The sequence below is a fragment of the Stenotrophomonas acidaminiphila genome, assembly GCA_002951995.1.
GTDB classification, from domain to species: Bacteria; Pseudomonadota; Gammaproteobacteria; order Xanthomonadales; family Xanthomonadaceae; genus Stenotrophomonas; species Stenotrophomonas acidaminiphila_A.
The window spans coordinates 2,115,024-2,139,996 of the sequence record CP019797.1 but is presented as its reverse complement, the minus strand read 5'-3'; the positions used below and the strand labels follow the sequence as shown (position 1 = coordinate 2,139,996).

Annotated in this window: 22 protein-coding genes, 3 tRNA genes and 3 pseudogenes; 14 read left to right on the top strand and 14 right to left on the bottom strand. The window is 70.2% G+C overall.

Annotated features, from left to right (window positions below):
• Nucleotides 1–9: 9 nt before the first annotated feature.
• The 9 genes and pseudogenes from B1L07_09635 to B1L07_09595 all read right to left on the bottom strand — a co-directional run bounded on the left by B1L07_09635 (nt 10) and on the right by B1L07_09595 (nt 6,062).
• A tRNA-Arg gene (locus tag B1L07_09635) sits at nt 10–86 on the bottom strand.
• A gap of 52 nt (nt 87–138) precedes the next feature.
• Nucleotides 139–215 (bottom strand) — tRNA-Arg (locus tag B1L07_09630).
• A gap of 62 nt (nt 216–277) precedes the next feature.
• The gene (locus tag B1L07_09625; protein AUZ55302.1) at nt 278–1,120 is read right to left on the bottom strand and encodes a hypothetical protein; all 843 of its coding nucleotides are present in this window, start codon (nt 1,118–1,120) and stop codon (nt 278–280) included.
• Nucleotides 1,117–1,925 (bottom strand): annotated as a pseudogene (locus tag B1L07_09620) (bifunctional hydroxymethylpyrimidine kinase/phosphomethylpyrimidine kinase). Before B1L07_09620 ends, B1L07_09625 begins: the two are co-directional and overlap by 4 nt.
• A gap of 35 nt (nt 1,926–1,960) precedes the next feature.
• Entirely contained in the window at nt 1,961–2,635 is a 675-nt protein-coding gene (locus B1L07_09615) for a DUF1275 family protein (protein ID AUZ56538.1), read from the bottom strand.
• A gap of 547 nt (nt 2,636–3,182) precedes the next feature.
• Nucleotides 3,183–3,377 carry a hypothetical protein gene (locus B1L07_09610; GenBank protein AUZ55301.1) on the bottom strand — a complete coding sequence of 65 codons (195 nt, stop codon included), beginning with the start codon at nt 3,375–3,377 and terminating at the stop codon, nt 3,183–3,185.
• 84 nt (nt 3,378–3,461) lie between these two features.
• Nucleotides 3,462–4,862, bottom strand: coding sequence for a phosphate starvation-inducible protein PhoH (locus B1L07_09605; protein AUZ55300.1), 1,401 nt, complete (start codon nt 4,860–4,862; stop codon nt 3,462–3,464).
• Nucleotides 4,863–4,943: 81 nt separating this feature from the next.
• Entirely contained in the window at nt 4,944–5,423 is a 480-nt protein-coding gene (locus tag B1L07_09600; protein AUZ55299.1) for a peroxiredoxin, read from the bottom strand.
• Between the two features lie 78 nt (nt 5,424–5,501).
• Entirely contained in the window at nt 5,502–6,062 is a 561-nt protein-coding gene (locus tag B1L07_09595) for a transcriptional regulator (protein ID AUZ55298.1), read from the bottom strand.
• Nucleotides 6,063–6,224: 162 nt separating this feature from the next.
• On the opposite strand from B1L07_09595, the gene B1L07_09590 reads away from it, so the two are divergent.
• Nucleotides 6,225–7,118 (top strand): 4-hydroxy-tetrahydrodipicolinate synthase, encoded by an 894-nt coding sequence (locus tag B1L07_09590; protein ID AUZ55297.1) that lies wholly within the window; start codon nt 6,225–6,227, stop codon nt 7,116–7,118.
• Between the two features lie 31 nt (nt 7,119–7,149).
• The gene (locus tag B1L07_09585; GenBank protein ID AUZ55296.1) at nt 7,150–7,659 is read left to right on the top strand and encodes a hypothetical protein; all 510 of its coding nucleotides are present in this window, start codon (nt 7,150–7,152) and stop codon (nt 7,657–7,659) included.
• A 131-nt stretch (nt 7,660–7,790) separates the two neighbouring features.
• Here B1L07_09585 and B1L07_09580 read toward each other — a convergent pair whose 3' ends face one another.
• On the bottom strand, nt 7,791–8,114 hold the full coding sequence (locus B1L07_09580) for a ferredoxin (protein AUZ55295.1): 324 nt from the start codon (nt 8,112–8,114) through the stop codon (nt 7,791–7,793).
• Nucleotides 8,115–8,322: 208 nt separating this feature from the next.
• A tRNA-Glu gene (locus B1L07_09575) sits at nt 8,323–8,397 on the bottom strand.
• Between the two features lie 41 nt (nt 8,398–8,438).
• On the opposite strand from B1L07_09575, the gene B1L07_09570 reads away from it, so the two are divergent.
• The 6 genes and pseudogenes from B1L07_09570 to B1L07_09545 all read left to right on the top strand — a co-directional run bounded on the left by B1L07_09570 (nt 8,439) and on the right by B1L07_09545 (nt 14,059).
• On the top strand, nt 8,439–9,812 hold the full coding sequence (locus tag B1L07_09570; GenBank protein ID AUZ55294.1) for a polynucleotide adenylyltransferase: 1,374 nt from the start codon (nt 8,439–8,441) through the stop codon (nt 9,810–9,812).
• Between the two features lie 5 nt (nt 9,813–9,817).
• The gene (locus tag B1L07_09565; GenBank protein AUZ55293.1) at nt 9,818–10,306 is read left to right on the top strand and encodes a 2-amino-4-hydroxy-6-hydroxymethyldihydropteridine diphosphokinase; all 489 of its coding nucleotides are present in this window, start codon (nt 9,818–9,820) and stop codon (nt 10,304–10,306) included.
• Nucleotides 10,307–10,337: 31 nt separating this feature from the next.
• The gene (locus tag B1L07_09560) at nt 10,338–11,153 is read left to right on the top strand and encodes a 3-methyl-2-oxobutanoate hydroxymethyltransferase (protein ID AUZ55292.1); all 816 of its coding nucleotides are present in this window, start codon (nt 10,338–10,340) and stop codon (nt 11,151–11,153) included.
• Entirely contained in the window at nt 11,150–11,989 is an 840-nt protein-coding gene (locus tag B1L07_09555) for a pantoate--beta-alanine ligase (protein ID AUZ55291.1), read from the top strand. Before B1L07_09560 ends, B1L07_09555 begins: the two co-directional genes overlap by 4 nt.
• Nucleotides 11,990–12,168: 179 nt before the next feature.
• Nucleotides 12,169–12,549, top strand: coding sequence for an aspartate 1-decarboxylase (locus B1L07_09550; protein AUZ55290.1), 381 nt, complete (start codon nt 12,169–12,171; stop codon nt 12,547–12,549).
• Nucleotides 12,546–14,059, top strand: a pseudogene (locus B1L07_09545) (glucose-6-phosphate isomerase). Before B1L07_09550 ends, B1L07_09545 begins: the two are co-directional and overlap by 4 nt.
• A gap of 127 nt (nt 14,060–14,186) precedes the next feature.
• On the opposite strand, the gene B1L07_09540 reads toward B1L07_09545, so the two are convergent.
• Nucleotides 14,187–15,152 carry a hypothetical protein gene (locus tag B1L07_09540; protein AUZ56537.1) on the bottom strand — a complete coding sequence of 322 codons (966 nt, stop codon included), beginning with the start codon at nt 15,150–15,152 and terminating at the stop codon, nt 14,187–14,189.
• A gap of 193 nt (nt 15,153–15,345) precedes the next feature.
• Here B1L07_09540 and B1L07_09535 point away from each other — a divergent pair, with 193 nt between their 5' ends.
• The 4 genes and pseudogenes from B1L07_09535 (at nt 15,346) to B1L07_09520 (ending at nt 21,791) form a co-directional block, all read left to right on the top strand.
• Nucleotides 15,346–16,569: a hypothetical protein gene (locus B1L07_09535; GenBank protein AUZ55289.1), complete on the top strand. Its 1,224-nt coding sequence runs from the start codon at nt 15,346–15,348 to the stop codon at nt 16,567–16,569.
• A gap of 10 nt (nt 16,570–16,579) precedes the next feature.
• A complete protein-coding gene (locus tag B1L07_09530) occupies nt 16,580–17,707 on the top strand; it encodes a hypothetical protein (protein ID AUZ55288.1) in 1,128 nt (375 codons plus the stop codon).
• Nucleotides 17,708–17,799: 92 nt separating this feature from the next.
• Nucleotides 17,800–20,280, top strand: coding sequence for a hypothetical protein (locus B1L07_09525; protein AUZ55287.1), 2,481 nt, complete (start codon nt 17,800–17,802; stop codon nt 20,278–20,280).
• A gap of 105 nt (nt 20,281–20,385) precedes the next feature.
• A pseudogene (locus B1L07_09520) lies at nt 20,386–21,791 on the top strand (coniferyl aldehyde dehydrogenase).
• 183 nt (nt 21,792–21,974) lie between these two features.
• On the opposite strand, the gene B1L07_09515 reads toward B1L07_09520, so the two are convergent.
• Nucleotides 21,975–22,436 (bottom strand): hypothetical protein, encoded by a 462-nt coding sequence (locus B1L07_09515; GenBank protein AUZ55286.1) that lies wholly within the window; start codon nt 22,434–22,436, stop codon nt 21,975–21,977.
• A gap of 92 nt (nt 22,437–22,528) precedes the next feature.
• Complete coding sequence (locus B1L07_09510) at nt 22,529–22,804, bottom strand: polyhydroxyalkanoic acid synthase (protein AUZ55285.1); 276 nt, start codon at nt 22,802–22,804, stop codon at nt 22,529–22,531.
• Between the two features lie 119 nt (nt 22,805–22,923).
• On the opposite strand from B1L07_09510, the gene B1L07_09505 reads away from it, so the two are divergent.
• Both B1L07_09505 and B1L07_09500 read left to right on the top strand, forming a co-directional pair.
• A complete protein-coding gene (locus B1L07_09505) occupies nt 22,924–23,724 on the top strand; it encodes a hypothetical protein (protein AUZ55284.1) in 801 nt (266 codons plus the stop codon).
• Nucleotides 23,725–23,864: 140 nt separating this feature from the next.
• The gene (locus B1L07_09500; GenBank protein AUZ55283.1) at nt 23,865–24,950 is read left to right on the top strand and encodes a phosphoserine transaminase; all 1,086 of its coding nucleotides are present in this window, start codon (nt 23,865–23,867) and stop codon (nt 24,948–24,950) included.
• Nucleotides 24,951–24,973: the final 23 nt, after the last annotated feature.

The following is a 24,973-nucleotide window of genomic DNA, read 5'->3' as shown; positions in this document are numbered from 1 at the left end:
TCGGTGTAATGGCGCGCCCGGAGAGATTCGAACTCCCGACCGCCTGGTTCGTAGCCAGGTACTCTATCCAACTGAGCTACGGGCGCGTTTTACCTTTATTGTTCTGACGGGGAGCACTGCATGTGCAATGTTCCAAACTGGCGCGCCCGGAGAGATTCGAACTCCCGACCGCCTGGTTCGTAGCCAGGTACTCTATCCAACTGAGCTACGGGCGCGTCGTCAGGAGCGGAATTATGCGGATATGACGCGCAGGCGTCAACGCTTTTGTGAAATTTTCCTATAACGCTGCCGATGCCAGCGCATCGGCGACGATGGCCGGTGATTTCATCCAGCTGAAATGGTCCGCGCGGGTGCCCAGCTCGCTGTCGGACAGGGTCCGCAGCGTCGCCGGCGCGGCCGGCAGCTTGGACAGCAGGTGGCGCATGGATCCGGCCGGGGCCAGCCAATCGGCCTCGAACAGCAGCGCGTTCACCGGCAGCGCGAGCGCGCGCATCGCCGCCTCCAGGTCGACCGCCAGCCCCGCCGCGGCGTAACGGCCGCTGAGGCCCACCCGGGCCCAGTCCTGGATCAGGCCGCGTGCCTCGTTGCCGCCGAAGCCGAGGCGGCGCCCGGGCAGCGCCCCGCGCCGGTGCGCCAGCCAGGGCAGGAAACGGTAGGCCGGCGGCAGCAGCCAGCGCCGCGGCGCCGGGAAACCCGGCCACCACGGGGTGCCACTGGCGACCAGCCAGAGCGCGGTGAACGCCTCCGGGTGCAGGCCGGCATGGCAGCACGCCAGTTGTCCGCCGAGGCTGTGTCCGCCCAGCCGCAGCGCGAGCCCGGGCAGCGCCGAGCGGACCGCTGCCTCGGCGGCGGGGAGGTCGTGCAGCAGCAGCTCGCGATAGCCCCAGTCGTCGCGCCTGCCGGCGCGCAGGCTGCTGCTGCCGTTGCCGCGCCATTCGTGCACGAATACGGCGACGCCGCGTGCGCCCAGGGCCTCGGCCAGCGCCAGATAGTGGCGGGCGGCCACGCCCAGGGCGGGCAGCCACAGCACCGCCGCCCGCGGCTGCGGGGGTACCTGGGCGAGCAGCTGGAAGCGGTGTCCGTCGGCCGCGGCGACGTCGATGATGGTATGCGCGCTCATGCCGGCCCGGCGGCGCCGAAGTGATCCAGCACCATGACCTCGCCGCGCCCGGGGGGTAGCCGTTGCGCAGCCCGCGGGCCACGTAGTCGATGGCGGCCCCGCAGGCATTGGGCAGCGACAGCCCGCGGCACAGCTGCGCGGCGATGGCCGCCGCGAGGGTGCAGCCGGTGCCGTGCGCATTTACCGGCAGCCGGGCGTGGCTGAATTCCTCGCCGGTGACGCCATCGAAGTAGCGGTCGATCACCCGCGGGCCTTCATCCAGGTGCCCGCCCTTGAGCAGCACCGCCCCGGCGCCGAGCCCGAGCAGCGCGGCGGCGGCGTCCTCGGCCTCGCCGGCGTTGCCGATGCGGCGCCCGAGCAGCAGCTCGGCCTCGGGCGCATTCGGCGTGAGCAGCGTGGCCAGCGGCAGCAGGCGCTCGCGCAGCGCGCGCAGCGCGCTGGCTTCCAGCAGGCGCGCGCCGCTGGTGGCGACCATCACCGGGTCCAGCACCACCTGCGGCGGCCGGCGCGTTTCCAGCACGTCGGCGACCAGGTGGATGACATCGGCGTTGGCGAGCATGCCGAGCTTGACCGCGTGGATGTCGAAATCATCGAAGCAGGCGTCGAGCTGGGCCTGCAGGAATTCCAGCGGCGGCACGTGCACGGCGACGACGCCGCGGGTGTTCTGTGCGGTCAGCGCGGCGATCGCGGACAGGCCATGCACGCGGTGCGCGGCGAAGGCCTTGAGGTCGGCCTGGATGCCGGCGCCGCCGCCCGAATCGGAGCCGGCGATGGTGAGGACGGAAACGGGAGTGGAAGGCGTCATGGCGCGATTGTGCCGCGTTTGGCCTGCTGCTGCCGTCAGGGCGCGGGGTACAGGTGCTGCGACAGCCGGTAGATGATGTAGGTGGCGCCGGTGCAGCCGGTCAGCAGCGCCGGTGCGAGCAGCGCGTCGTACCCGTAACGCTGGAACAGCCAGGCGCCGATGATGCCGCCGGCGAGGAAGCCGCTGATGATCAGCCCGCTCAGCGTCAGCCGCCGCATCTGCAGCGGCAGCCCGCGCAGCAGATGGCCCAGGCCGATGCCCAGGTCGGTGAACATGCCGCTGAGGTGGGTGGTGCGCACCACCGCGCCGCTGAAAGTGGTGACCATGGCGTTCTGCAGGCCGCAGGCCATGGCCGCGGCCAGCGCGCCCCATATCTGCTGTTGCTTGAACAGCGGGATCGCCACCAGCAGCAACAGCGATTCGATGGTCAGCACCACGCCGTAGCGCCGGCCCAGCCGCAAGGTGCCGTCCTGCACGATCAGCCCGCTGAGCATGGCGCCCAGCGAGAAGGCGATGAGCATGCCCCACAGGTGCGACACGCTGCGCCAGTCGCGCTGCGCCAGGGCCATGCCGAGCTGGCTGGTGGTACCGGTGAGGTGGCTGACCGCCTGGTGCTCGAAGCCGAGGAAGCCGACCACGTTGACCATGCCGGCCACGCAGGACAGCGCGATCGCGCCGATCCATACCCAGCGGGGGAGCTGTATGCCCATGGCGCTGACGGTACCGCCGGCCCGCTCAGAAACCGCCGTTGCGGGCGATCTCGGAGAAGTTGCCGGTCTGGGGGTCGTACACCGCCCCCAGAAGGCCGCGCCGCCGTCGCAGACCCGTACCGCCTCGCGGGCCGGGTTGGTCTTGTCGTGGTCGGGCAGGGTGAAGGCGTTGATGTAGATGAGCTGCCGGCCCCGCGCGATGAAGCCCACGTACTGGCGGCTGGAGCGTGCCGGCTCGGCGATGGTGGGCTGCAGCTGCTGCAGGCGGCTTTCCAGCGCGTCGATCTGCGCGCGGCTGGGCGCCCAGTAACCGCTGACGCCATCGGGCTGCCTGGCGGGACTGTCGCGCGAGCAGGTGTCGAGCACCTGCGCGGCGACGAGCGGGCGCGTGACCACCCACGACTGCCCGGCCTTGATCGCTGTCGGCACGGTGGCGCCGGGCTTCACGTTGGCCGGCGTGCAGGCGGCCAGCGCGAGCAGGCCGGGGACGAACAGGAGCAGGGAACGGGCGGCTTTCACGGCGACTCCGGGCAGTGCGTGGCGGACTTCAGGCAGTGGTGGCAGGGGCGGGCGCGTAGCTCTCAAGGTAACCACAACCGGTGCAGCGGTAGGTGCGCGTGGCCAGTTTCTGGCGCGGCGTCTTCAGGCCCATCCAGAACGACTTCTGCGGCTGGCCTTCCACCCAGGCCGTGATCGAGCGTTCGTTGGCATGGCCCTCCTCCAGCAGATAGCCGGGGTGCATCGGAGCGTGGCATTTGCAGCATTCCAGTTCGGGATGGGTCATGGGCATGGGCGGTCGGGAGGGCGGGGCATCGCGTCGGCGACGTTACAGTACTTCGGATGCGTAATCGGCCAGCCGCGAGCGCTCGCCGCGGCGCAGGGTGATGTGCGCGCTGTGCGGCCAGTTCTTGAAGCGGTCCACGGCGTAGGTCAGGCCCGAGGTGGTCTCGGTCAGATAGGGCGTATCGATCTGCTCGACGTTGCCCAGGCAGACGATCTTGGTGCCGGGGCCGGCGCGGGTGATCAGCGTCTTCATCTGCTTCGGGGTGAGGTTCTGGGCCTCGTCCAGGATCAGGTAGCGCGACAGGAAGGTGCGCCCGCGCATGAAGTTCAGCGAACGGATCTTGATGCGCGAGGCCAGCAGGTCGTTGGTGGCCGCGCGGCCCCAGGCGCCGCCTTCCTGGTTGTGGGTGAGCACTTCCAGGTTGTCGGTGAGCGCGCCCATCCACGGCGTCATCTTCTCTTCCTCGGTGCCGGGCAGGAAGCCGATGTCCTCGCCGACGCTGACCGTGGCGCGGGTCATGATGATCTCGCGGTAGCGCTGGGTGTCCATGGTCTGCGCCAGGCCCGCGGCCAGCGCCAGCAGGGTCTTGCCGGTGCCGGCGGTGCCGAGCAGGGTGACGAAGTCGATCTCCGGGTCCATCAGCGCGTTGAGCGCGAAATTCTGCTCGCGGTTGCGCGCGGTGATCCCCCACACCGAATGCGCGCCGTGGCGGAAGTCATCGACCAGGGTCAGGGTGATGCGGCCATCGGCCTCGACCCGGGCGACCTTGAGTTCGACCTCGTCATCGCCCGGCAGGTAGACGTACTGGTTGGGGAACCACTGTTCGTCGTCGGTGGCGCGGATCTCGTAGCTGGTGCGGCCCTTGTCGCTCCAGCTGCGCAGGTCGCTTGCGTGCTTCTTCCAGAAATCCTCGGGCAGCGCGGTGGCGCCGGTGTACAGCAGGCTGAAGTCGTCCAGCGCGCGGTCGTTCTCGTAATCCTCCGAGTCGATCCCGGCGATGGCCGCCTTGATCCGCAGGTTGATGTCCTTGGACACGAACACCACCGGCACGTCCGGGGTCTGTTCCTTCAGCGCCAGGATCGCGCCGAGGATCGCGTTGTCCGGGATCACCGCGCCGAAGCTCTTGCCGGCCTCGAAATGGCTGGTCTGGAAGTACAGGTGGCCGGCGCTGCGCGCGCCGCGCAGCTGCAGTCCCTGCGGCAGCACCAGCGGCACGCCCCTGGCGATGCCGCCGATGCCGGAGGCCTCGATCAGCTCGTTGAGGAAGCGGCTGACCTGGCGCGCGTTGCGGCTGGCCTCGGAGGTGCCCTTCTTGCCGTTGTCCAGTTCCTCGATCACCTGCATCGGCAGGTAGACGTCGTGCTCCTCGAATTTGAACAGCGCGGTCGGATCGTGCATCAGCACGTTGGTATCCAGCACGTAGATGCGCTTGCCTCGGGTCATCGTCGATTCCTGGTTACGGGCAGGGAAAAACCGCCACGACCTGCGGGGCAGGGGCGCGGCGGACGAGGTGGGCGATGGGACTCACGTGGACCGGGCGGCCTTCAGGGCGTCGAGCACGGCCTGGGCATGGCCGGCGACCTTGACCTTGCGCCATTCCTGCACCAGCGTGCCGTCGGGCGAGACCAGGAAGGTGCTGCGCTCGATGCCGCGCACCTGCTTGCCGTACATGTTCTTCATGCGGATCACGTCGAAGGCATTGCACAGCGCCTCGTCGGCATCGCTGATGAGCGGGAACCCGAAGCCCTGCTTGGCGCAGAAGTTGTCGTGCGACTTCACCGAGTCGCGGGAGACGCCGAACACCCGCGCGCCGGCGCGCTTGAACGCCGGCAGCAGGGCATTGAACTCCAGGCCTTCGGTGGTGCAGCCGGGGGTACTGTCCTTCGGGTAGAAGTACAGCACCAGCCAGAGGCCGGCCTGCGCGGCGAGGGTGGTGGTGGCGCCGCCGGACAGTGCCAGCGGCAGCTCGAGAGTGGTGCGGTCCAGGGTATCGCCGATGTTCATCAGATCCTTTCCGGAGCCTGGGGTACTTCCATTGCAGCTACATGAAACGCCGCACGCCCGTGACGGACGCGCGAATGTTCAGAACTTCATCGGGTCCATGATCGCGTCCAGGTTGAGGTGGTCGCAGAACTCGAGGAAATCGTCGCGCAGCGCGGCGATGTGCATGTTGGCCGGCACGCCGATGGTGATCTGCGCCGAGAACATCTCCGCGCCGGTCTGCATGGCCTGGTAGCGGGTGCTCTGCAGGTTCTCGATGGTGATGCCCTGCCGGTCGAAGAAGTCGGCCAGCTGGAACAGGATGCCGGGCTTGTCCGCGGCGATCACTTCCACGATGTAGGGCAGCAGGTTGGACTGGGCCTGCTTGGCGGCGGTGCGGTACCACACCAGCTTCAGGCCTTCCTCGCGCTCCAGCCGGGTCAGCATCGCCTCGAGCTTGGCCACCGCGTCCCACGAGCCGGTGGCCAGCGTGGTGACCGAGACATCGCGCCCCACCGTGGACAGCCGCGCGTCGACCAGGTTGCAGCCACTGTCGGCGATGCGGCGGGTGACGGACAGCAGCGGGGACTCCGGATGCGTCGTGTAGGCGTTGATCAGGAGGTGGTTTTCGGTCGGCTGCGGCCGCGGGGTGCTGTTGGTCAAGGTGGTTCCGGGGTGCTCTGTGAGTCTGAACGGCGCCGGCGCGGGCACGTTCGCTGGCACCCAGCATACTTGCCCGTGCTTTCGACCGGCAAGTAACATGCCCCCGGTCACGAACCCGCCGCCAGGCGGGATTCCCAGCCCCCTCGAAGAACGGCGTTCCCCTTGTCCATTTCCGGCCTCATCACCGCCCTGGCGACGCCTTTCCTTGCCGACGGCGCACTGGATGGCGCCGGTTGGCGGCGGCTGCTGGCGCTGCAGGAGGCCGGGGGCGCGCAGGGCGTGGTGGTGGCCGGCTCCACCGGCGAAGCGGCCACCTTGTCCGACGCCGAATACGACACCCTGCTGCGCACCGCCGTGGAGGTCCTCGGTGGCCGCATGCCGGTGCTTGCCGGGACCGGCCATTCCGGTACCGCCCGCACCATCGAGGCCACCCGCCGTGCCGCGCGCAACGGTGCCACCCATGCGCTGGTGGTCACCCCGCCCTATGTGCGCCCGACCCAGGAAGGCCTGTGCCAGCATTACCTGGCCGTGGCCGAGCAGGGCGGGCTGCCGGTGGTGCTGTACAACGTGCCCGGCCGCACCGGCTGCGACCTGCTGCCCGACACCGTGGCGCAGTTGGCGGCGCATCCGCGGATCGTCGGCATCAAGGAAGCGGTCAGCGACTCGACCCGCATGAAGGCGCTGCTGGAACTGCGCGGCGACGGCTTTGCCGTCCTCGGTGGCGACGATGCCAGCGCCGCGCGCGCGCTGCTGGCCGGTGCCGACGGCCTGGTGTCGGTCGGTTCCAACGTGCTGCCGGGGGCGTTCCGTACCCTGTGCGACCTGGCGCGCGCCGGCAACCATGCCGCCGCCGAAGCCTGGGACGCGCGCTTGCAGCCCTACCACGATTTCTTCACCCTCGAGTCCAACCCGATCCCGGTCAAGGCATTGCTGCAGCGCCTGGGCATCGGCCATGGACTGCGCCTGCCGCTGTTGCCCCTGTCCGCCCCGCACCACGCCGCCGCCGACCACCTGGCGGCCGACGTGGGCGCCCTGGAAGCACTATCCAGCCACTGAACCTGCAGTGGCCAGAACCTGGAGATACACCATGCGTCATTCCCGTTCCGCCGTCCGCGCACTTTCGCTGGCCCTGCTGGCCATCGCCACCACCGTCACCGCGACCGGCTGCTTCAAGCGTGGCGCGCGCGGCGACTACGCGCTGGCGCCGGAAATGCGTCCGCTCGAAGTGCCGCCGGACCTGACCCTGCCCAACACCGCCGGCGCGTCGCAGGTGCCGGCGCTGGCATCGGCCACGCGTCCGGCGCAGCCCGCCGCGGCGCAGCCGGCGCAGGGCGGCTTCACCGCCAGCGGCAGCCGCGACGAGGTGTTCGGCAAGGTCGGTGACGCCCTGGCCACGGTCGAGGGCGTGACCATCGCCAGCCGCGCGCAGCTGCTGGGTTCGTACGACGTGGCCTATGAAGGCAGCAACTTCCTGGTGCGCGTGGTCGGCGTCGACGCCGGCGCCTACGTGTCGGCGGTCGATCCGCGTGGCCTGCCGGCCACCGACCCGGCGGCGATCAAGCTGCTCGGTGCGCTGAAGGCCAAGCTGGCGCCGTAAGTACGGTTGCCGCGGCCCATGGCGGCATGCCGCCATGGGCGACGGGTGCGCTGCGCCGGCCTGGCCGGCGCCTGCTCGCGGAAACGAAAAGGGCGCCGACGGCGCCCTTTTTTCGTGTCCCGCCTGGCGGGTCAGCGTTCCAGCAGCTTGAGCTTGTCCGGCTTGCCGTCCCACTCGGCGGCATCGGCCGGCGGGTCCTTGCGCACGGTCAGTACCGGCCAGGCCTTGGCCAGCTCGGCGTTCAGCGCGACGAAGGTTTCCTGGCCCGCCGGCACGTCGTCCTCCGGATAGATGGCGTTGACCGGGCATTCCGGCTCGCACAGGGTGCAGTCGATGCACTCGTCCGGGTCGATCACCAGGAAGTTGGGGCCTTCATGGAAGCAGTCCACGGGGCAGACTTCGACGCAATCGGTGTGTTTGCACTTGATGCAGTTTTCGGTGACGACAAAGGGCATGACGTGGTCCGGCGTTGAACACGCCAATTCTAGAGCAGGATGCCGTCGCTGGGCGGGACCATTTTCATTCGCGCCGGCTGTCGCGCGCCGGCCATGCCCGTGGCGTGTGCGAGGGCGCGGCGGCCGGCCTGCGCTGGTGGCGCCGCCGCGATGCGCCGGCAACAAAAAACCCCGCATGGGCGGGGCTTTTTGATTTCGCGGACGGAGTTGGCGCTCCCTAGGGGACTCGAACCCCTGTTTTAGCCTTGAGAGGGCCACGTCCTAACCACTAGACGAAGGGAGCGTTTGGTCGCGTCCGGCGAGCGCGCTAGTATATGCACCTGTTTGCCGCCAGGCAACCCTGCAACCCCAACCGGAATCGCCAACATCAATTCCACAGTTACAACGCCGTTCACCCTGCGCGTCATCCCGCGCGACCAGCACACCATTTCGCGCAAGGACGTCAGTCCCAATGCCCTGCGTGTGCTCTACCGCCTGCGCGAGGCCGGGTTCGGTGCCTACCTGGTCGGCGGCGCCGTCCGCGACCTGCTGGTAGGGGGGCGGCCCAAGGATTTCGACGTGGCCACCGATGCCACGCCGGAGCAGATCAAGCAGCTGTTCCGCAACTGCCGGCTGATCGGCCGCCGCTTCCGCCTGGCGCACGTGGTGTTCGGCCGCGAGATCATCGAGGTCGCAACCTTCCGCGCCAACATCGACGACGGCAGCGGCGACCGCGAGGTCGAGAACGGCATGCTGGTGCGCGACAACGTCTACGGCAGCATCGAGGACGACGCGGTGCGCCGCGACTTCACCTGCAACGCCCTGTATTACGCCATCGAGGATTTCTCGGTACGCGACTACGTCGGTGGCTTCGAGGACGTGCTGGCGCGGCGCATGAAGCTGATCGGCGACCCCGAGCAGCGCTACCGCGAGGACCCGGTGCGCATGCTGCGCGCGGTGCGGCTGGCGGCCAAGCTCGATTTCGGGATCGAGCCGGCCACGGCCGAGCCGATCCCGCGCCTGGCCGGGCTGCTGGAAGAGGCGGCGCCGGCGCGGCTGTTCGAGGAAGTGCTCAAGCTGTTCCTGTCCGGGCACGGCGTGGCCAGTTTCGAGGGCCTGGAGCGCCATGGCCTGCTGCCGGCCCTGTTCCCGGAGAGCGCGGCCGCGCTGAAGAGCAACCGCAGCGGGGCCCTGCGCCGCTTCGTGATCGAGGGGCTGCGCAGCACCGACGCGCGCGTGGCCAACGACGAGCCGGTGTCGCCGGCGTTCCTGTTCGCGCTGCTGCTGTGGCCGGCGTTCTGCCGCACCCTGATCGCCCTGCAGCGGCAGGGGCTGGCGCCGGAAGAGGCGCAGCGCCGCGCCGCCGACCGGGTGACCCTGCACCAGCTCACCACCATCGCGCTGCCGCGCCGGTTCTCGTTGCCGATGCAGGAAATCTGGCTGCTGCAGTCGCGCTTCGCCTCGCGCCAGCGCAAGCGCGTGTTCCGCACCCTGACCCATCCGCGTTTCCGCGCCGCGTTCGATTTCCTGGTGCTGCGCCAGGCCGCGTCCAGTGAACATGCCGCCGACATCGCGTTCTGGCGCGAGGCGCAGCAGCAGTCCGGGCGCGAACTGGAGTCGTCGCTGGACTCGCTGCAGGCCGAGGGCGCTGCCGAGGAGGGCGCGGCCCCGCGCCGTCGCCGTCGCCGTCGCCGCAGCAGCGCCGCCGCGGGGGAGTAAGCGCCATGGTCATGGCGTGCGTGGGCCTGGGCGCCAACCTCGGCGATGCGCCGGCCACCGTGCGTGCGGCGGTGCAGGCGCTGGCGACGCTGCCGGGCTGCCGCCTGCTGGCCGCGTCGCGGCTGTACCGCACCCCGGCCTGGGGCAACGAGGACCAGCCGGATTTCATCAATGCCGCGGTGGCGCTGGAGACCACGCTGCCGGCGCCGGCCCTGCTGGAGCGCCTGCTGGCGACCGAGCAGGCGTTCGGCCGCGTGCGCATGGCCGGCGAGCGCTGGGGCCCGCGCACGCTCGACCTGGACCTGCTGCTGTACGCGGCGCAGGTGATCGACCTGCCGCAGCTCAAGGTGCCGCATCCGCACCTGCATGAGCGCGCTTTCGCCCTGCTGCCGCTGGCCGAGGTGGCGCCGGAGGCGGTGATTCCCGGCCATGGAACGGTGCGTGGCGCGCTGGCTGCCATCGAAACCTGCGGTATCACGCCGATAGGGGGATAATGCGCGGCTCATCACCGATCGTTATCCCCACATGAGCACCCACGCAGACAGCAAGCCCTGGACCGTCCCGGCGCTGGCCGAGGCCAAGCGCAATGGCCAGAAGCTGGTGATGTTGACCGCCTACGACGCCGGTTTCGCCCGCACGTTCGATGCCAACGGGGTCGACCTGATCCTGATCGGTGATTCGCTGGGCATGGTGGTGCAGGGGCATGATTCGACCCTGCCGGTCACCGTGGCCGACATCGCCTACCACACCACCGCGGTCGCGCGGGTACTGCAGCGCGCGCTGCTGGTGGCCGACCTGCCGTTCGGTGCCGATGCCACCCCCGAGCGTGCGTTCGAAGCCTCGCTGCAGCTGCTGCGCGCCGGCGCGGAGATGGTCAAGATCGAGGGCGCCGGCTTCAAGCTGGACGTGATCCGTTACCTGGTCGAGCGCGAGATCCCGGTGTGCTCGCACCTGGGCCTGACCCCGCAGTCGGTGCTGACCCTGGGCGGCTTCAAGGTGCAGGGACGCGGCGAAGCCGCCGAGCGGCTGCGGGCCGACGCCCGTGCGGTGGCCGCCGCCGGCGCCGCGCTGCTGGTGCTCGAATGCGTGCCGTCGCCGCTGGCCGCGCAGGTCACCGCCGACGTGGCGATCCCCACCATCGGCATCGGCGCCGGCCCCGGCTGCGACGGCCAGGTGCTGGTGATGCACGATTTCCTCGGCCTGGACAGTGGCCACCGCCGGCCCAAGTTCGTCAAGGATTTCCTTGCCGAAGGCGGTTCGGTGGCCGGCGCCGTCCGCGCCTACGCCGACGCGGTCCGCGCCGGTACCTTCCCCGACGCGGAGCATGCGTACGCATCATGATCGAGACCGTCACCGAACTTTCCCGGCTGCGCGCCATCGTCGGCGGCTGGAAGCGCCAGGGGCTGCGGGTGGGCTTCGTGCCGACCATGGGCAACCTGCACGCCGGCCACTATTCGCTGGTCACGCTGGCGCGCCGGCACGCCGACCGGGTGGTGTCCAGCGTATTCGTCAACCCGACCCAGTTCGGCCCGAACGAGGACTTCACCCGCTACCCGCGCACCCCCGAGGCGGACACCAGCGGGCTTGAGCAGGCCGGCTGCGACGTGCTCTGGCTGCCCACGGTCGAATCGATGTATCCGTTCGGCGTGGAGCTGGCGGCCAAGGTACACGTGCCGGGGGTCAGCGCGCTGCTCGAGGGCGCTCACCGCCCGGGCCATTTCGACGGCGTGTGCACCGTTGTCGCGCGCCTGTTCAACCAGGTGCAGCCGGACATGGCCGCGTTCGGGCGCAAGGACTACCAGCAGCTGGCGGTGATCCGGCAGATGGTGGCCGACCTGGCATTCCCGATCGAGATCGTCGGCGGCGACATCGTGCGCGAGGACGACGGCCTGGCGATGAGCTCGCGCAACCAGTACCTGACCGCCGATACCCGCCCGCAGGCCGCGGTGATCCGCCAGGTGCTGCTGGGCATGCGCGACGCCAGCCGGGCCGGCACCCCGCGGGCGCAGGTCGAGGCCGAGGGCGCGGCGCGGCTGCAGGCGGCCGGGTTCCAGGTCGACTACGCGGTGGTGCGGCTGCCGGACCTGGGCGAGCCGGGCGAGGACGCCGGCGCCCGCGTGGCCCTGGTCGCCGCCCGCCTGGGCAGCACCCGGTTGATCGACAACATCGAGTTCTGACCCGCCCGGCCGGGACCGCCGCTGTCCCGGCCGATGCGCTTCGATGTCCTGCAATGGCGCCCTCGTGGCGCCATTTCGCTGCCCGCGCGGGCGGGCACGGCCGCTCATGTTGCAGTGCGGGCAAGGGCCCCGGCCGGTGCTAGACTGCGTGCTTTCTATCGCAGTTTCCCGGCATCGCCATGCAACTTTCCCTGCTCAAGACCAAGATCCACCGCGCCACCGTCACCCACTCGGAGCTGAACTACGAAGGCTCCATCGCGATCGACGGCGACCTGCTGGAAGCCACCGGCATCCGCGAGTTCGAACAGGTGCACATCTGGGACGTGACCAACGGCGCGCGTTTCTCCACCTATGCCATCCGCGCCGAGGCCGGCAGCGGGGTGATCTCGCTCAACGGCGGCGCCGCGCGCCACGTGCAGGTGGGCGACATCATCATCATCGCCGCCTTCGCCGGCATGAGCGAGGCCGAGGCCGACAGCTTCCAGCCCAAGCTGGTGTATGTCGACGGCAACAACCGCATCACCCACACCAACCACTCCATCCCCACACAGGCCGCATGACCACGCACAACGGATTGACCGCATTGCACGCCCACGCCCAGCGTCTGCAGGGCACGGGTATTCCCTCGCTGTTGGCCGCCGAGCCGGACCGGGTGAAATCCCTGGCGTTCAAGGTCGGTCCGTTGTACGTGAACTTCGCGCGGCAGACATATGACCGCGCCGCCCTGCAGGCACTGCTGGACCTGGGCGCCGCGCGCGACGTCGCCGGCGGCTTCGCGCGCCTGTTCGGCGGCGAGCGGATCAACCTCACCGAAGACCGTGCGGTGCTGCACAGCGCGTTGCGCGGTGCCGCCAGCGATGCCCCGCGGCGGTGGCGGCGCATGCCGAAGCGGCGGCCGTGCAGGCGCGCATGGGCGCACTGGTGCAGGCACTGGAGGCCAGCAACGTCACCGACATCGTCAGCGTCGGCATCGGCGGTTCGGACCTCGGACCGCGGCTGGTGGCCGATGCGCTGCGCCCGGCCAGCGGCGCGCGCTTCCGCGTGCACTTCGTCTCCAATGTCGACGGCGCGGCGATGCAGCGCACGCTGGCCACGCTCGATCCGGCCACCACCGCCGGCATCCTGATCTCCAAGACTTTCGGCACCCAGGAAACCCTGCTCAACGGCGCGATCCTGCGCGACTGGCTGGGCGGCAGCGACCGGCTGTACGCGGTCAGCGCCAATCCCGACCGCGCCGCCAGCACGTTCGACATCGACGCCGCGCGCGTGCTGCCGATGTGGGACTGGGTCGGCGGCCGCTATTCGCTGTGGTCGGCGGTGGGGTTCCCGATCGCGCTGGCGATCGGCTTCGAGCGCTTCGGCCAGCTGCTGGCCGGCGCCGCGGAAATGGACGCGCATGCGGCCAGCGCGCCGCTGGAGCGCAACCTGCCGGTGCTGCATGCGCTGACCGACATCTGGAACCGCAACGCGCTGGGTTACGCCACCCACGCGGTGATGACCTACGACCAGCGCCTGGCGCTGCTGCCGGCGTACCTGCAGCAGCTGGTGATGGAAAGCCTGGGCAAGCGGGTCCGGCTCGACGGCAGTCCGGTCGAAGCCGACACCGTGCCGGTGTGGTGGGGCGGGGCGGGCACCGACGTGCAGCACAGCTTCTTCCAGGCGCTGCACCAGGGCACCAGCATCGTGCCGGCCGATTTCATCGGCTGCGTGCGCGGCGACGACCCGTACACGCTCAACCACCAGGCGCTGCTGGCCAACCTGCTGGCGCAGACCGAGGCGCTGGCCAACGGCCAGGACAGCGACGATCCGCACCGCCGCTATCCCGGTGGCCGCCCGAGCACGCTGATCCTGCTCGATGCGCTTACCCCGCGCGCGCTGGGCGCGCTGGTGGCCATGTACGAGCATGCGGTCTACGTGCAGTCGCTGGTGTGGGGCATCAACGCCTTCGACCAGTTCGGCGTCGAGCTGGGCAAGCAGTTGGCCAACCAGCTGTTGCCGGCGCTGCAGGGCGGGGCGGTGGAGATCGCCGATCCGATGACGCGCGAGGCGCTGGCCCAGCTGCGCGGCTGAGCGGTCGCGCCCGGCGCTGGGTGCCGGGCCATGGAGGCAGGACCGACGCCGCGCCGTGATGCGCGGCGTCGTCCGTCCTGCCGCCGGCATCCGTCAAGGTGCGCTGCACCCGCGGCCCTGCCTGCCTTCAATCGCCGGCGCGCCGTGCCTGGCTCGGCGCGCGCCCGGTCCAGCGCTTGAACGCGCGGCGGAACTCGCGGGCGTCGTTGAACCCCAGCCGGCCACCGATGGCGACGATGGACAGCGTCGGGTCGCGCAGCAGTTCCATCGCCCGCTTGGTGCGCACGCGGTCGTGGATCGCGCTGAACGAGGTGCCTTCCTCGGCCAGCTGCCGGCGCAGGGTGCGTTCGCTCAGGTGCAGCGCCGCGGCCATCTCGGCCATCTGCGGGTTCTCGCGCAGGCGCGTGCGCAGGTGGCTTTCCAGCGCGGCGGTGGTCTCGCCGCAGACCGGCCGCGCATCCATCTGCATGCGGCACAGGGTCATCACCTGGTTCGAGGTCACCGGGTTGTAGCTGGTGAAGGGCAGCTCCAGCCAGCGCCGGTCGATCACCAGCGCATGCCGCGACTGTTCGAAACGCACCTCGCAGCCGAACAGGTCGCGGTAGCGCTGTGCATGGCGCGGCGCCGGGTAGCCCAGTTCCAGGCGCTGCGGCTGGAACCCCGGGCCGACCAGCTCGCGCACCAGTTGCAGCACGCTTGCAAACAGCTCCTCGCACAGGAACGGCTGCAGGTCGTGGGCTTCGTCCGGCGCGCTGGCGACCGCCGCCACGCAGCCGTCGCCATGCTCGGCCAGGGTGATGTCCATCAGCGCGCCGCTGTTGCGCTGGTAGGCCAGGCCGACGCGCACCGCCTCGCCGAAATCGGGGGCGGTCTTCATCGCCAGCCCGAGCAGCCCGAAGTTGCCCAGGTTCTGGCGGCCGCCGAGCTCCAGGCCCAGGCCCTCCACGGCCAGTGCCGCCAGCGCGCGGCGGATCACCGTGCTCGCCTGGCGGTACGAGATGCGGGTGTCGGGATTGCTGATTTCCTCGGGTTGCAGACGGGTGCCGGCGAACCAGGCGCTGCAGTCGATTGCCCTCTCGGCGGCGAACTGCATCAGCCCGCAGAGGATGTTGGTCGGTCGGTCGGCGGAGGACAGGTCATCGCCGATTGCGGTGGTCAAACGCATCCGAGGTCCTTCCGATTGTCCGGTTTGCCCCCCTTTGTATGCCGCTTATGCCCTTCGCGCAATGTGCCCCGCCGCACCAGACTGCGGCCCAGACTTGGCGAGCACGTACGGGAGAGAATTCATGCAGCGCAGCATTCTTGTCGGCACGATCGGCGCACTTGCGCTATTGCTCTCCGCTTGCCAGAAGACCCCCGAGGCCCCGGCCCCGGCCCCGGCGCCCGGCGATGCCGGCTTCGCCAGGCTACTGCAGCAGAAGCTGCTCGATGCCCGGCCCGGCGATGTGATCGAGGTGCCCGAAGGCACCTTCCGCTTCGACCGCAGCCTCAGCCTGCGGGTGGACAACGTCACCCTGCGCGGCAGGGGCATGGACAAATCCATCCTCAGCTTCAAGGGGCAGAAGGCCGGCGCCGAGGGCCTGCTGGTGAACGCCAATGGCTTCACCCTGGAAAACCTGGCGATCGAGGACAGCAAGGGCGACGGCTTCAAGATCAGCCAGTGCGAGAACGTCACCGTGCGCGGCGTGCGGGTGGAGTGGACCGGCGGGCCCAGCACCAGCAACGGTGGCTACGGCCTGTACCCGGTGCTGTGCAGGAACGTGCTGATCGAGGACTCGGTGGCCATCGGCGCCTCGGACTCGGGCATCTACGTCGGCCAGTCGCGCGACGTCATCGTCCGCAACAACCGCGCCGAACGCAACGTGGCCGGCATCGAGATCGAGAACACCATCAACGCCGACGTCCACGACAACCAGGCCACCGGCAACACCGGCGGCATCCTGGTGTTCAACATGCCGGCGCTGACCCAGCAGGGCGACGCGATCCGGGTGTTCCGCAACAAGGTGGTGGAGAACAACCACGACAATTTCGGCGCCAAGGGCACCCCGGTGGCCAGCGTGCCGGCCGGCAGCGGCGTGGTGATCAACTCCAACGACAATATCGAGATCTTCGACAACGACATCGCCGGCAACCGCACCGGCAACATCATCGTGTCCAGCGTGTATTCCACCGGCTACAAGGACGACAAGGCCTCCGGTGCGTTCGATCCGTATCCCGAGCGGATCCACGTGCACGGCAACCGCCTGTCCGGTGGCGGCGATTCGCCCGACCGGATGGACTTTAAGGCGCTGAAGGTGGCGATGTACGGCCTCACCGGCAGCTTCCCGGACGTGCTGTTCGACGGTTACGTCAACCCGCGCCGCGCCGAAGGCCCGCAGATCTGCCTGCGCGACGTCTCCGGCGTGCTCAACGCCGACGGCCCCGGCGGCTACAAGAACCCGAGCAAGGACGCCAGGCCCTACGACTGCACGCTGCCGTCGCTGCCGGCGGTCGACCTGAAGCGTGGTTGAGGGGGTGCGCATGCCGTTGCATCGCCCGCTGCTGGCGCTGGCCGCACTGCTGCTGGCGGGTTGCGCCCGCGCCCCGGCGCCGGAGCCGGTACGCTTCTTCGTCGACGGCCAGCCCGAGCGCCTGGCCGAGTGGAACGTGCTGTACGTGGCCGATGGCCGGCTGCGGCTCAACGCGCGGGTGCTGCCGTACGACCTGGATTCGGCGCTGTTCACCGACTACGCGCACAAGCTGCGCACGGTGTGGATGCCGGCGGGCGCCGCCGCGCGCTACCAGCCGGACGGGGCGCTGGATTTCCCGGTCGGCACCATCATCAGCAAGACGTTCTACTACCCGCGTGGCGATGACGGCACCGTGCTGCGCAGCGCCGACACCGGCGCCGAGCCCGACGGCGGGCTGACGCTGGACAGGGTGCGGCTGGTGGAGACGCGGCTGCTGGTGCGCCGTGCCTCGGGCTGGCTGGCATTGCCCTATGTGTGGAACGACGCGCAGACCGAGGCGCGGCTGATGCGCACCGGCGACCTGGTGCCGCTGACCCTGGCCGGTGCGGATGGCCGGCGGCAGCAGCTGGATTACCTGGTGCCGGACGAGAACCAGTGCGCCGGCTGCCACGGCACCGACCTCAGGTCCAGGCAGCTTTCCCCGATCGGGCCGAAGGCGCGGCATTTGAACCACGACTTCGCCTACGCCTCCGGCAAGGCCAACCAGCTGCGGCACTGGCAGGCGCTCGGCCAGCTGGTCGACGTGCCGGCCGGCACGCTGCCGCGCAACGTTGCCTGGAACGACCCGCAGGCGCCGCTGGAAGCGCGCGCCCGCGCGTACCTGGACATCAACTGCGGGCACTGCCACAGCGACAAGGGCGCGGCCCGCACCTCGGGCATGTGGCTGGACGCCAACACCCACGATCCGCTGCGCATCGGCCGCTGCAAACTGCCGATCGCCGCGGGGCAGGGCACCGGCAACCGGGCCTGGGACATCGTGCCCGGCGCGCCGGACGATTCGATCCTGACGTACCGGATGGAAAGCACCGACCCGGGCGTGATGATGCCGGAACTGGGGCGCGCGCTTGTCCACGAGGAGGGCGTGGCGCTGATACGGCAGTGGATCGCGGCGATGGCCGCGCAGGACTGCGGCGCCTAGCGCCGGACGGGGCACACACCGGGAACCGGCGGTGCTGGCCGTGCCGCGTCCCGGGTCGCAAGGGGGCAACTCACATGGGAAAGGGGAACGCGATGACGTACAACAGATTGTCGCGCGGCGTCCGCAGGGCGCTGCTGACCTCGTTGCTGGCCACGCCGGCGCTGGCCGTGCAGGCGCAGGCGCAGCATCCGCCGCCGGCGCCGCCGGCGCCGCCGGAGGCGGTCGAGCTGGACCGGATCGTGGTCACCGCGCAGAGCCGCGAGCAGGAGCTCAAGGACGTCCCCATCGCCCTGCAGGTCGTCGGCGAAAACGTCATCGAACAGACCATGGCCGAGAACCTGGGCGACCTGGACAGCTTCGTCCCCGGGCTGTCGATCAGCGACGACCAGCCGACCCAGGCCAGTTTCAAGCTGCGCGGGCTGAGTACCGGCGACTTCGGCATCGGCACCGACCCCACGGTCGGCGTCTATGTCGACGGCGTCTATGCCGGCCGCGGCGGCGGCACCGTGCTGCCGTTCCTGGACGTGGAACGCATCGAGGTGCTGAAGGGGCCGCAGGGCACCCTGTTCGGTCGCAACACCGCCGCCGGCGCGGTGTCCATCGTGACCAAGCGCCCGGGCGACACGCCTGAAGGCCGCGCGCGGGTACGCCTCGGCAACCATGGCAAGCAGTACGTCGATGGCATGCTCAACCTGCCGGCCGGCGACACCGTGGCCTTCCGCCTCAATGCCATGGATAGCCGCAGCGACGGCTGGATCAGGGACGCCGCCACCGGCCGGCCGCTGGACGACGGCCGCAACTGGGCCACACGCGCGGCGTTGCGCTGGGACATCGGCGACAACACGCAGATGCTGCTGAGCTGGGACCACGAGGACCTGGACCAGCGCTCGCGCCCGGCGATCGGCATCGTCGCGCTGCCGCCGGCGCCGGGCGTGCCACCGGTGCCCGCCGACCCGGCCGGCTACCAGGACCCGGTCGGCCACGCCGCCTACACCGACGTGGTGGACAACAACGAAACCCGCACCTTCGATGGCGCGACGCTGATCCTGGACCACGCGTTCGAATGGGGCCACCTGGTGTCGACCAGCGCCTGGCGCAGCTTCGACACCTACAACCGCGCCGAGGAAGACGGCACCCGCCGCCGCGAGCTGTACCTGGACACCATCAACATCGAGGACAACACCACCTGGTACCAGGAGTTCAAGTTCAGCGGCACCCGCGGGCGACTGGACTGGGTGGCCGGCACCAGCTGGTTCCAGGAAAAGGCCAGCCAGTCCAGCGTGGTCGACCTGACCAGCGACAGCATCAACACCGCTGCCGCCGGACTGTACGGCCTGCCCCTGTTCGGCATGCTGCAGGACGCGGCCGACTACTACGGCATCCCGGTGCAGCTGTTCGGCCATCCGTGGCGCGAAGCCTACGACAACACCGTCGATTCGACCGCTTACGCGGTGTTCGGTGACGTGATCTGGCATGCCACCGACTCCCTCAACCTGACCCTGGGCCTGCGCTATACGCGCGACCGCAAGGCCTTTACCTGGTTCAACGACCACCACCGCGCCGACGCCCTCAACCAGGCGCTGCAGACCCTGGAGCAGTACGGCGTGCTGCCGCAGCCGCTGCCCTGCGCGGTGCTGGGCCTGTGCGCCCTGGACGGGGATGGCGATGGCCTGATCGCGATCGACGCGGCGTTCCTGGCGGGCTTCGACCTGGCGTTCAGCGACCCCGTGTCGATGGCCAACAAGGGCGTGACCAACCGCGCCCGCCACGCCTGGAGCGACTGGAGCCCGCGGCTGGTCGTCGACTATCACCCGTCGGACGACACCATGCTGTTCGCCTCGGTGGCCAAGGGCTACAAGGCCGGTGGCTACAACGCGTTCTCGCCGGGGGCCAGCTTCGCCAACGAAAGCGTGTGGAACTTCGAGGCCGGCATCAAGCGCGACCTGCGCGACCTGCGCATCCAGTACGAGGCGTCGGTGTTCCACTATGTCTACGACAACCGCCAGGCGATCCGCCTGGACACGACGTCCGAGATCCCGCGCTACGTGGTCAGCACCAGCGACCTGGCCGCGCGCGGCATCGACTTCAGCGCGCGCTGGCAGGCCAGCGACCGCCTGAGCGTGGATGTCGCCGCCGAGTGGATCGACTCGACCTACAAGAACTACGTCACCCCCGAGGGGATCGACCTCGACGGGCAGCCGACCGGCGAGCCGAGCCTGTCCTTCGCCGCTGGCGCCGCCTACACCGTGCCGCTGGGCGCGCATGGCGAGCTGACGCTGTCGGCGCGCCACGCGTATGGCGGCAGCGCGCGCTGCAACGCCGGTTCGCTGAGCCAGGGCAACTGCGGCCGCTACCCGGCCTTCAGCATCGGCGAGGAGCGCAACCGCACCGACCTGTACCTGCGCTGGCGCTCGCCGTCCACGCACTGGAGCGTGGCGGCCTACGCCAACAACGTCTTCGACAACCGCTATGTCAACGGCCTGTATACCTATGGCACCACGGTGGTCGGCACCACCGCGGCCGGCATCAGCGAGCCGCGCTTCTACGGCATGGAACTGATGTACCGCTTCTGAGCCGGCCGGGGCGCGGGTGCGGCAGCGGCCCCCCGCAGCCCCGGCATGCCGCACGATGCAACCGCCGCTCGCGCCGGTCGCGGCGCAGCCACTAGACTCGAGCCCATGGACACCACCACCACGCCCATTGCCGAACTGCGCCCCACCCTGGACCGCCTGCGCGCGGCCTGGCAGGCGCGCAAGCCGGATCGCGCGCAGCGCAGCGCCGACCTGCTGCGCCTGCGCCAGGCCCTGAAACGGCGGCTGGACGCGATGGCGCAGGCCATCGCCGCCGACTTCGGCCATCGTTCGCTGCATGAGTCGCGCATCGCCGACGGCATGGCCGTGCTCAACGAGATCGACCACCTGCGCCGGCACCTGCGCCGCTGGATGAAGCCGCGCCGGGTCGGCGTGGGCTGGCGGTTCCTGCCGGCGCGCGCGGAGATCCGCGCCGAACCGGTCGGCGTGGTCGGCGTGATCTCGCCGTGGAACTACCCGGTCAATCTGGCGTTGATCCCGCTGGCGACCGCCATCGCCGCCGGCAACCACGTCTACCTGAAGCCCTCCGAACACACCCCGCGCACCAGCGCGTTCCTGCGCGAGCTGCTGGCCGAGGTGTTCCCGGACGGGCGCGTGGCCATCGCCGAGGGCGCGGCCGAGGTCGCCGCCGCGTTCGCCGCGCTGCCGTTCGACCACCTGGTGTTCACCGGGTCCACCGCGGTCGGGCGCAAGGTGATGGCGGCCGCCGCGCCGAACCTGACCCCGCTGACCCTCGAACTGGGCGGCAAATCGCCGGCGATCGTCTGCGACGACTATCCGCTGGAGCTGGCCGCCGCGCGCCTGGCCACCGGCAAATGGTTCAACGGCGGGCAGACCTGCATCGCCCCGGACTACGTGCTGGTGGGCGCGGCGCGGCGCGACGCGCTGGTGCAGGCGCTGCGCGCGCAGGTGCGTGCGCGCTATGGCCAGGCCCTGGCCGGCAACGACGACTACAGCCGCATCATCAACGCCGGCCAGTACGCGCGCCTGCAGGGCTACGTGGACGACGCCCGCGCCCGTGGCCTGGAGGTGATCGAACTGGGCCAGGCCGATCCGGCGCAGCGGCTGTTCCCGCCGACGCTGGTGCTGGAGCCGGGCGATGACGCCACGGTGATGCAGGAAGAGATCTTCGGCCCGGTGTTTCCGATCCGCAGCGTGCGCTCGCTGGACGAGGCCATCGCCTACGTCAACGCGCACGACCGGCCGCTGGCCCTATACCCATTCAGCCACGACCGCGCGCAGGTGGAGCGGATCCTGGGGCCACCCTGGCCGGCGGCGTCTGTGTCAACGACACGCTGTTCCATTTCGCCATCAACGACCTGCCGTTCGGTGGCATCGGGCCCAGCGGGATGGGCGCCTACCACGGCCGCGCCGGCTTCGACGCGATGAGCAAGCAGCTGCCGATCCTGTGGCAGGCGCGGCGCAGTGGCGGCGACCTGCTGAAGCCGCCCTACCGGCAGGCGCAGTGGCTGATCGACCTGATCGTGCGCTGAGCGTGCCACTGCCGGCTCCCCCGTTCGCGGCGCTGGCGCCGGCTGCGGCGCAGGGCAGGCGCCGCGGCCTGGGGAACGGGCACAAAAAACCCGCCATCCGGCGCCGTGAGGGGAGGGAGACAAACGGCGCGGTACTGCTGGCGGGTGTAGGGATTCTTGCTCAGTTGATGTTGCTTTGCAACATCACGCTTGGTCGGGGGAGGGCCGGGTGCTGGCCTGCGCTTCGGCCCGGTTCAGGCGCGCGTTGAGCGCGTCCAGGCGTGCGTTCAGTGCCTCGATGTCCGAGCGGCTGGGAATGTCCATGCGTCGCAGCACCCGCTGCACCCGGTCCTCGAACGATTTTTCGACCCGGTCCCAGGTGCCGGCCGCGCGCTCGCGGGCGTTGCCCAGGGTGTTCTCCACGGAATCGCGCAGGCTTTCGCCGCGCGGCGATTCCTCGCGGCTGCGGGCCTCCATCGATTCGCCTTCGCGGACCAGCGATTCGAACAGCCGGCTGCCGCCGGCCTGGGCCCGCGACAGCGCGCCAAGCCCGGCCAGCCAGACCTGCTGCGCCGAGCCGCCCAGCGTGCGGCCACCGCGGGCGCCACGCTCCTGCGCGGTCGCGCCCGGCTCGTGGCCCGGATTACGGTGTTCATGGGTAGTCATTGCGGGTGTTCCTCCGTTTGCGGCGAGCGGGGACCACCGTAGCGCCGGCGGCGCAAGCGCGGCGTGATGGAAGCGGCGCGCGCGGCGGCCGTTCAGCCCAGCTTTTCGGACAGCACCCGCCGGATCTCCGATTCCACCGTGCCCTTCATGGCCGACAACAGGAAGCCGAGCTCGGCCTTGACCCGGACCGCGCCCGGCAACAGTTCGATCACCCCGTCGACCCCGGAACGGGCGAAATGCAGTTTGTCCCCCTCCCAGCGCGCACTCACATCGAAGCGCTCCTGCAGCTTCCGCGCGACCTCGGCGATGGCGTCGCGGGCCCGCTCGTCGGTCAGCGGGTGGGCATGGCGGATATCGATGGTGGACATGCGGGGCTCCTGGCAATCGGGCGTGGAACGCGGGTGCGGCATTGTGCGGACCGGCGCGCCACAGTCCAAGCCCCGTGTCCGGCTTCTGCACGCTCTGCCAACCTGCTAGGCTGCCGCCGGTGCGCACCCTGCAAGTCCATTTCAGCAATCGCCAGCAACCGGATCAGCCCCTAGCGCCGGGGGTACAGCGCATCGTCCGCGATGCCAGCGGGCAGGTCCGCCTGGGCGACGACAGCGTCGGCCCGTTGCTGCTGGCCCGCTTCTGCACCGACGAGCGCGGGGTCTGGCTGCAGGTGGCCAGCGGCAGCCGCGGCATCCACGTCAATGGCCGCCCGGTGCGGCGCATGGCATTGCTGCGCGCCGGGGATTCGGTCTATGCCGACGGCGTGGAGATGCTGCTGCGCGGCGAGTGCGAAGCCGTCGCCCAGCCGCCGGCCGCGGGCGGCGACCACGGCGACGACCTGCGCGTGCTGCTGCGCGGCGTCGGTGGCCGCCACCACGGCCGCTGCTACCCGCTCGACCGGCCGCGCACCCTCGGCCGCGACGCCAGCGCCGACGTGGTGATCGACGACCCGGCCTTTCCCGAGCGGCAGGCGCGGTTCGAGCGCCATGGCGACCGGGTGCTGCTGCGCGACCTCGGTTCGCCGGAGGGATGCCGGGTCAACGGCATCGCGGTCCGCCACTGCTGGCTGCAGGGGGGCGACCAGGTGGTGTTCGAAGGCAACCAGCGCTTCGTGCTGGAAGTGCCACTGGACGTCCACGCGGCCGCGTTCTCCACCGCCCCCGATAGCCCCGGCGTGGAGCCGGAGACCGCCACGGACGACACCCGGCCGCGCGCGCGGCGCTGGCCCTGGCTGCTGCTCAGCGCGCTGCTGCTGGGTGCTGCGATCAGCGCACTGCTGCTGTTCGGCGCCCGTTGAACCACCCCGGTGGCCGTGCATGGCGGCCGCGCCATCGCGCCACGCGCGGCCCGCGAATTGGCTGCAGATGCAACTTTTTCCGCGCCCCCAAAGCCTGTTGCGCTGCGGCATACTTGGGGTTCCCCTCGGACAGGTGTGACATGACGCGCGCGTTCAATTTCAGTGCCGGCCCCGCGACGCTGCCGGAATCGGTCCTGCGCCAGGCGCAGGCGGAAATGTTGGAATGGAACGGCGTGGGCGCGTCCATCGTCGAGATCAGCCACCGCAGCGCCGACTTCATGCAGGTGGCGGCGCAGGCCGAAGCCGACCTGCGCACCCTGGTCGGCATTCCCGATGACTACGCCGTGCTGTTCCTGAGCGGCGGCGCGACCACCCAGCAGGCGCTGCTGCCGCTGAACCTGGCCGCGCCGGGGCAGCGCGTGGACTACGTGGTCAGCGGGCACTGGGGCAAGACCGCGGTCAAGCAGGCGCGGCCCTACGTGGACGTGAACATCGCCGCCGACGGCGAGGCCGATGGCTTCCGCGACATCCCCGCGCGCGCGCAGTGGCGGCTGTCCGCCGATGCGGCCTACGTGCACATCACCGCCAACGAGACCATCCATGGCGTCGAATTCCGCGATGCACCGGACGTGGGCGCGGTGCCGCTGGTGGCCGATTTCAGTTCGTCGATCGCCTCCGAGCCGATCGATGTCACGCGCTACGGCGTGATTTACGCCGGCGCGCAGAAGAACCTCGGCCCGGTCGGCATCGCCGTGGTCATCATCCGCCGCGACCTGCTCGAGCGCGCCGGGCAGCCGCGCGCGGACATCTTCGACTACCGCTCGCACGCCGCGCGCGACTCCATGCTCAACACCCCGCCGACCTGGAACTGGTACCTGCTCGGCCTGACCGTGAAGTGGATGCTGGCGCAGGGCGGCACCGCCGAGTTCGCGCGCCGCAACGCCGCCAAGGCAGCGCTGGTGTACGCCACCATCGACCAGTCGGGCGGCTTCTACCGCAACCAGGTGGCGCCGGCCGTGCGCTCGCGCATGAACATCCCGTTCTTCCTGTCCAGCGCCGAGCTGGACGCGCGCTTCGTCGCCGAGGCCAGGGCCGCCGGGCTGCTCGCGCTCAAGGGCCACAAGGCGGTCGGCGGCATCCGCGCCTCGCTGTACAACGCCATGCCGCTGGAAGGCGCGCAGGCGCTGGCGGCGTTCATGCGCGACTTCCAGCAGCGCAACGGTTGAACCCACAGGCCGCCGCCCGCGGG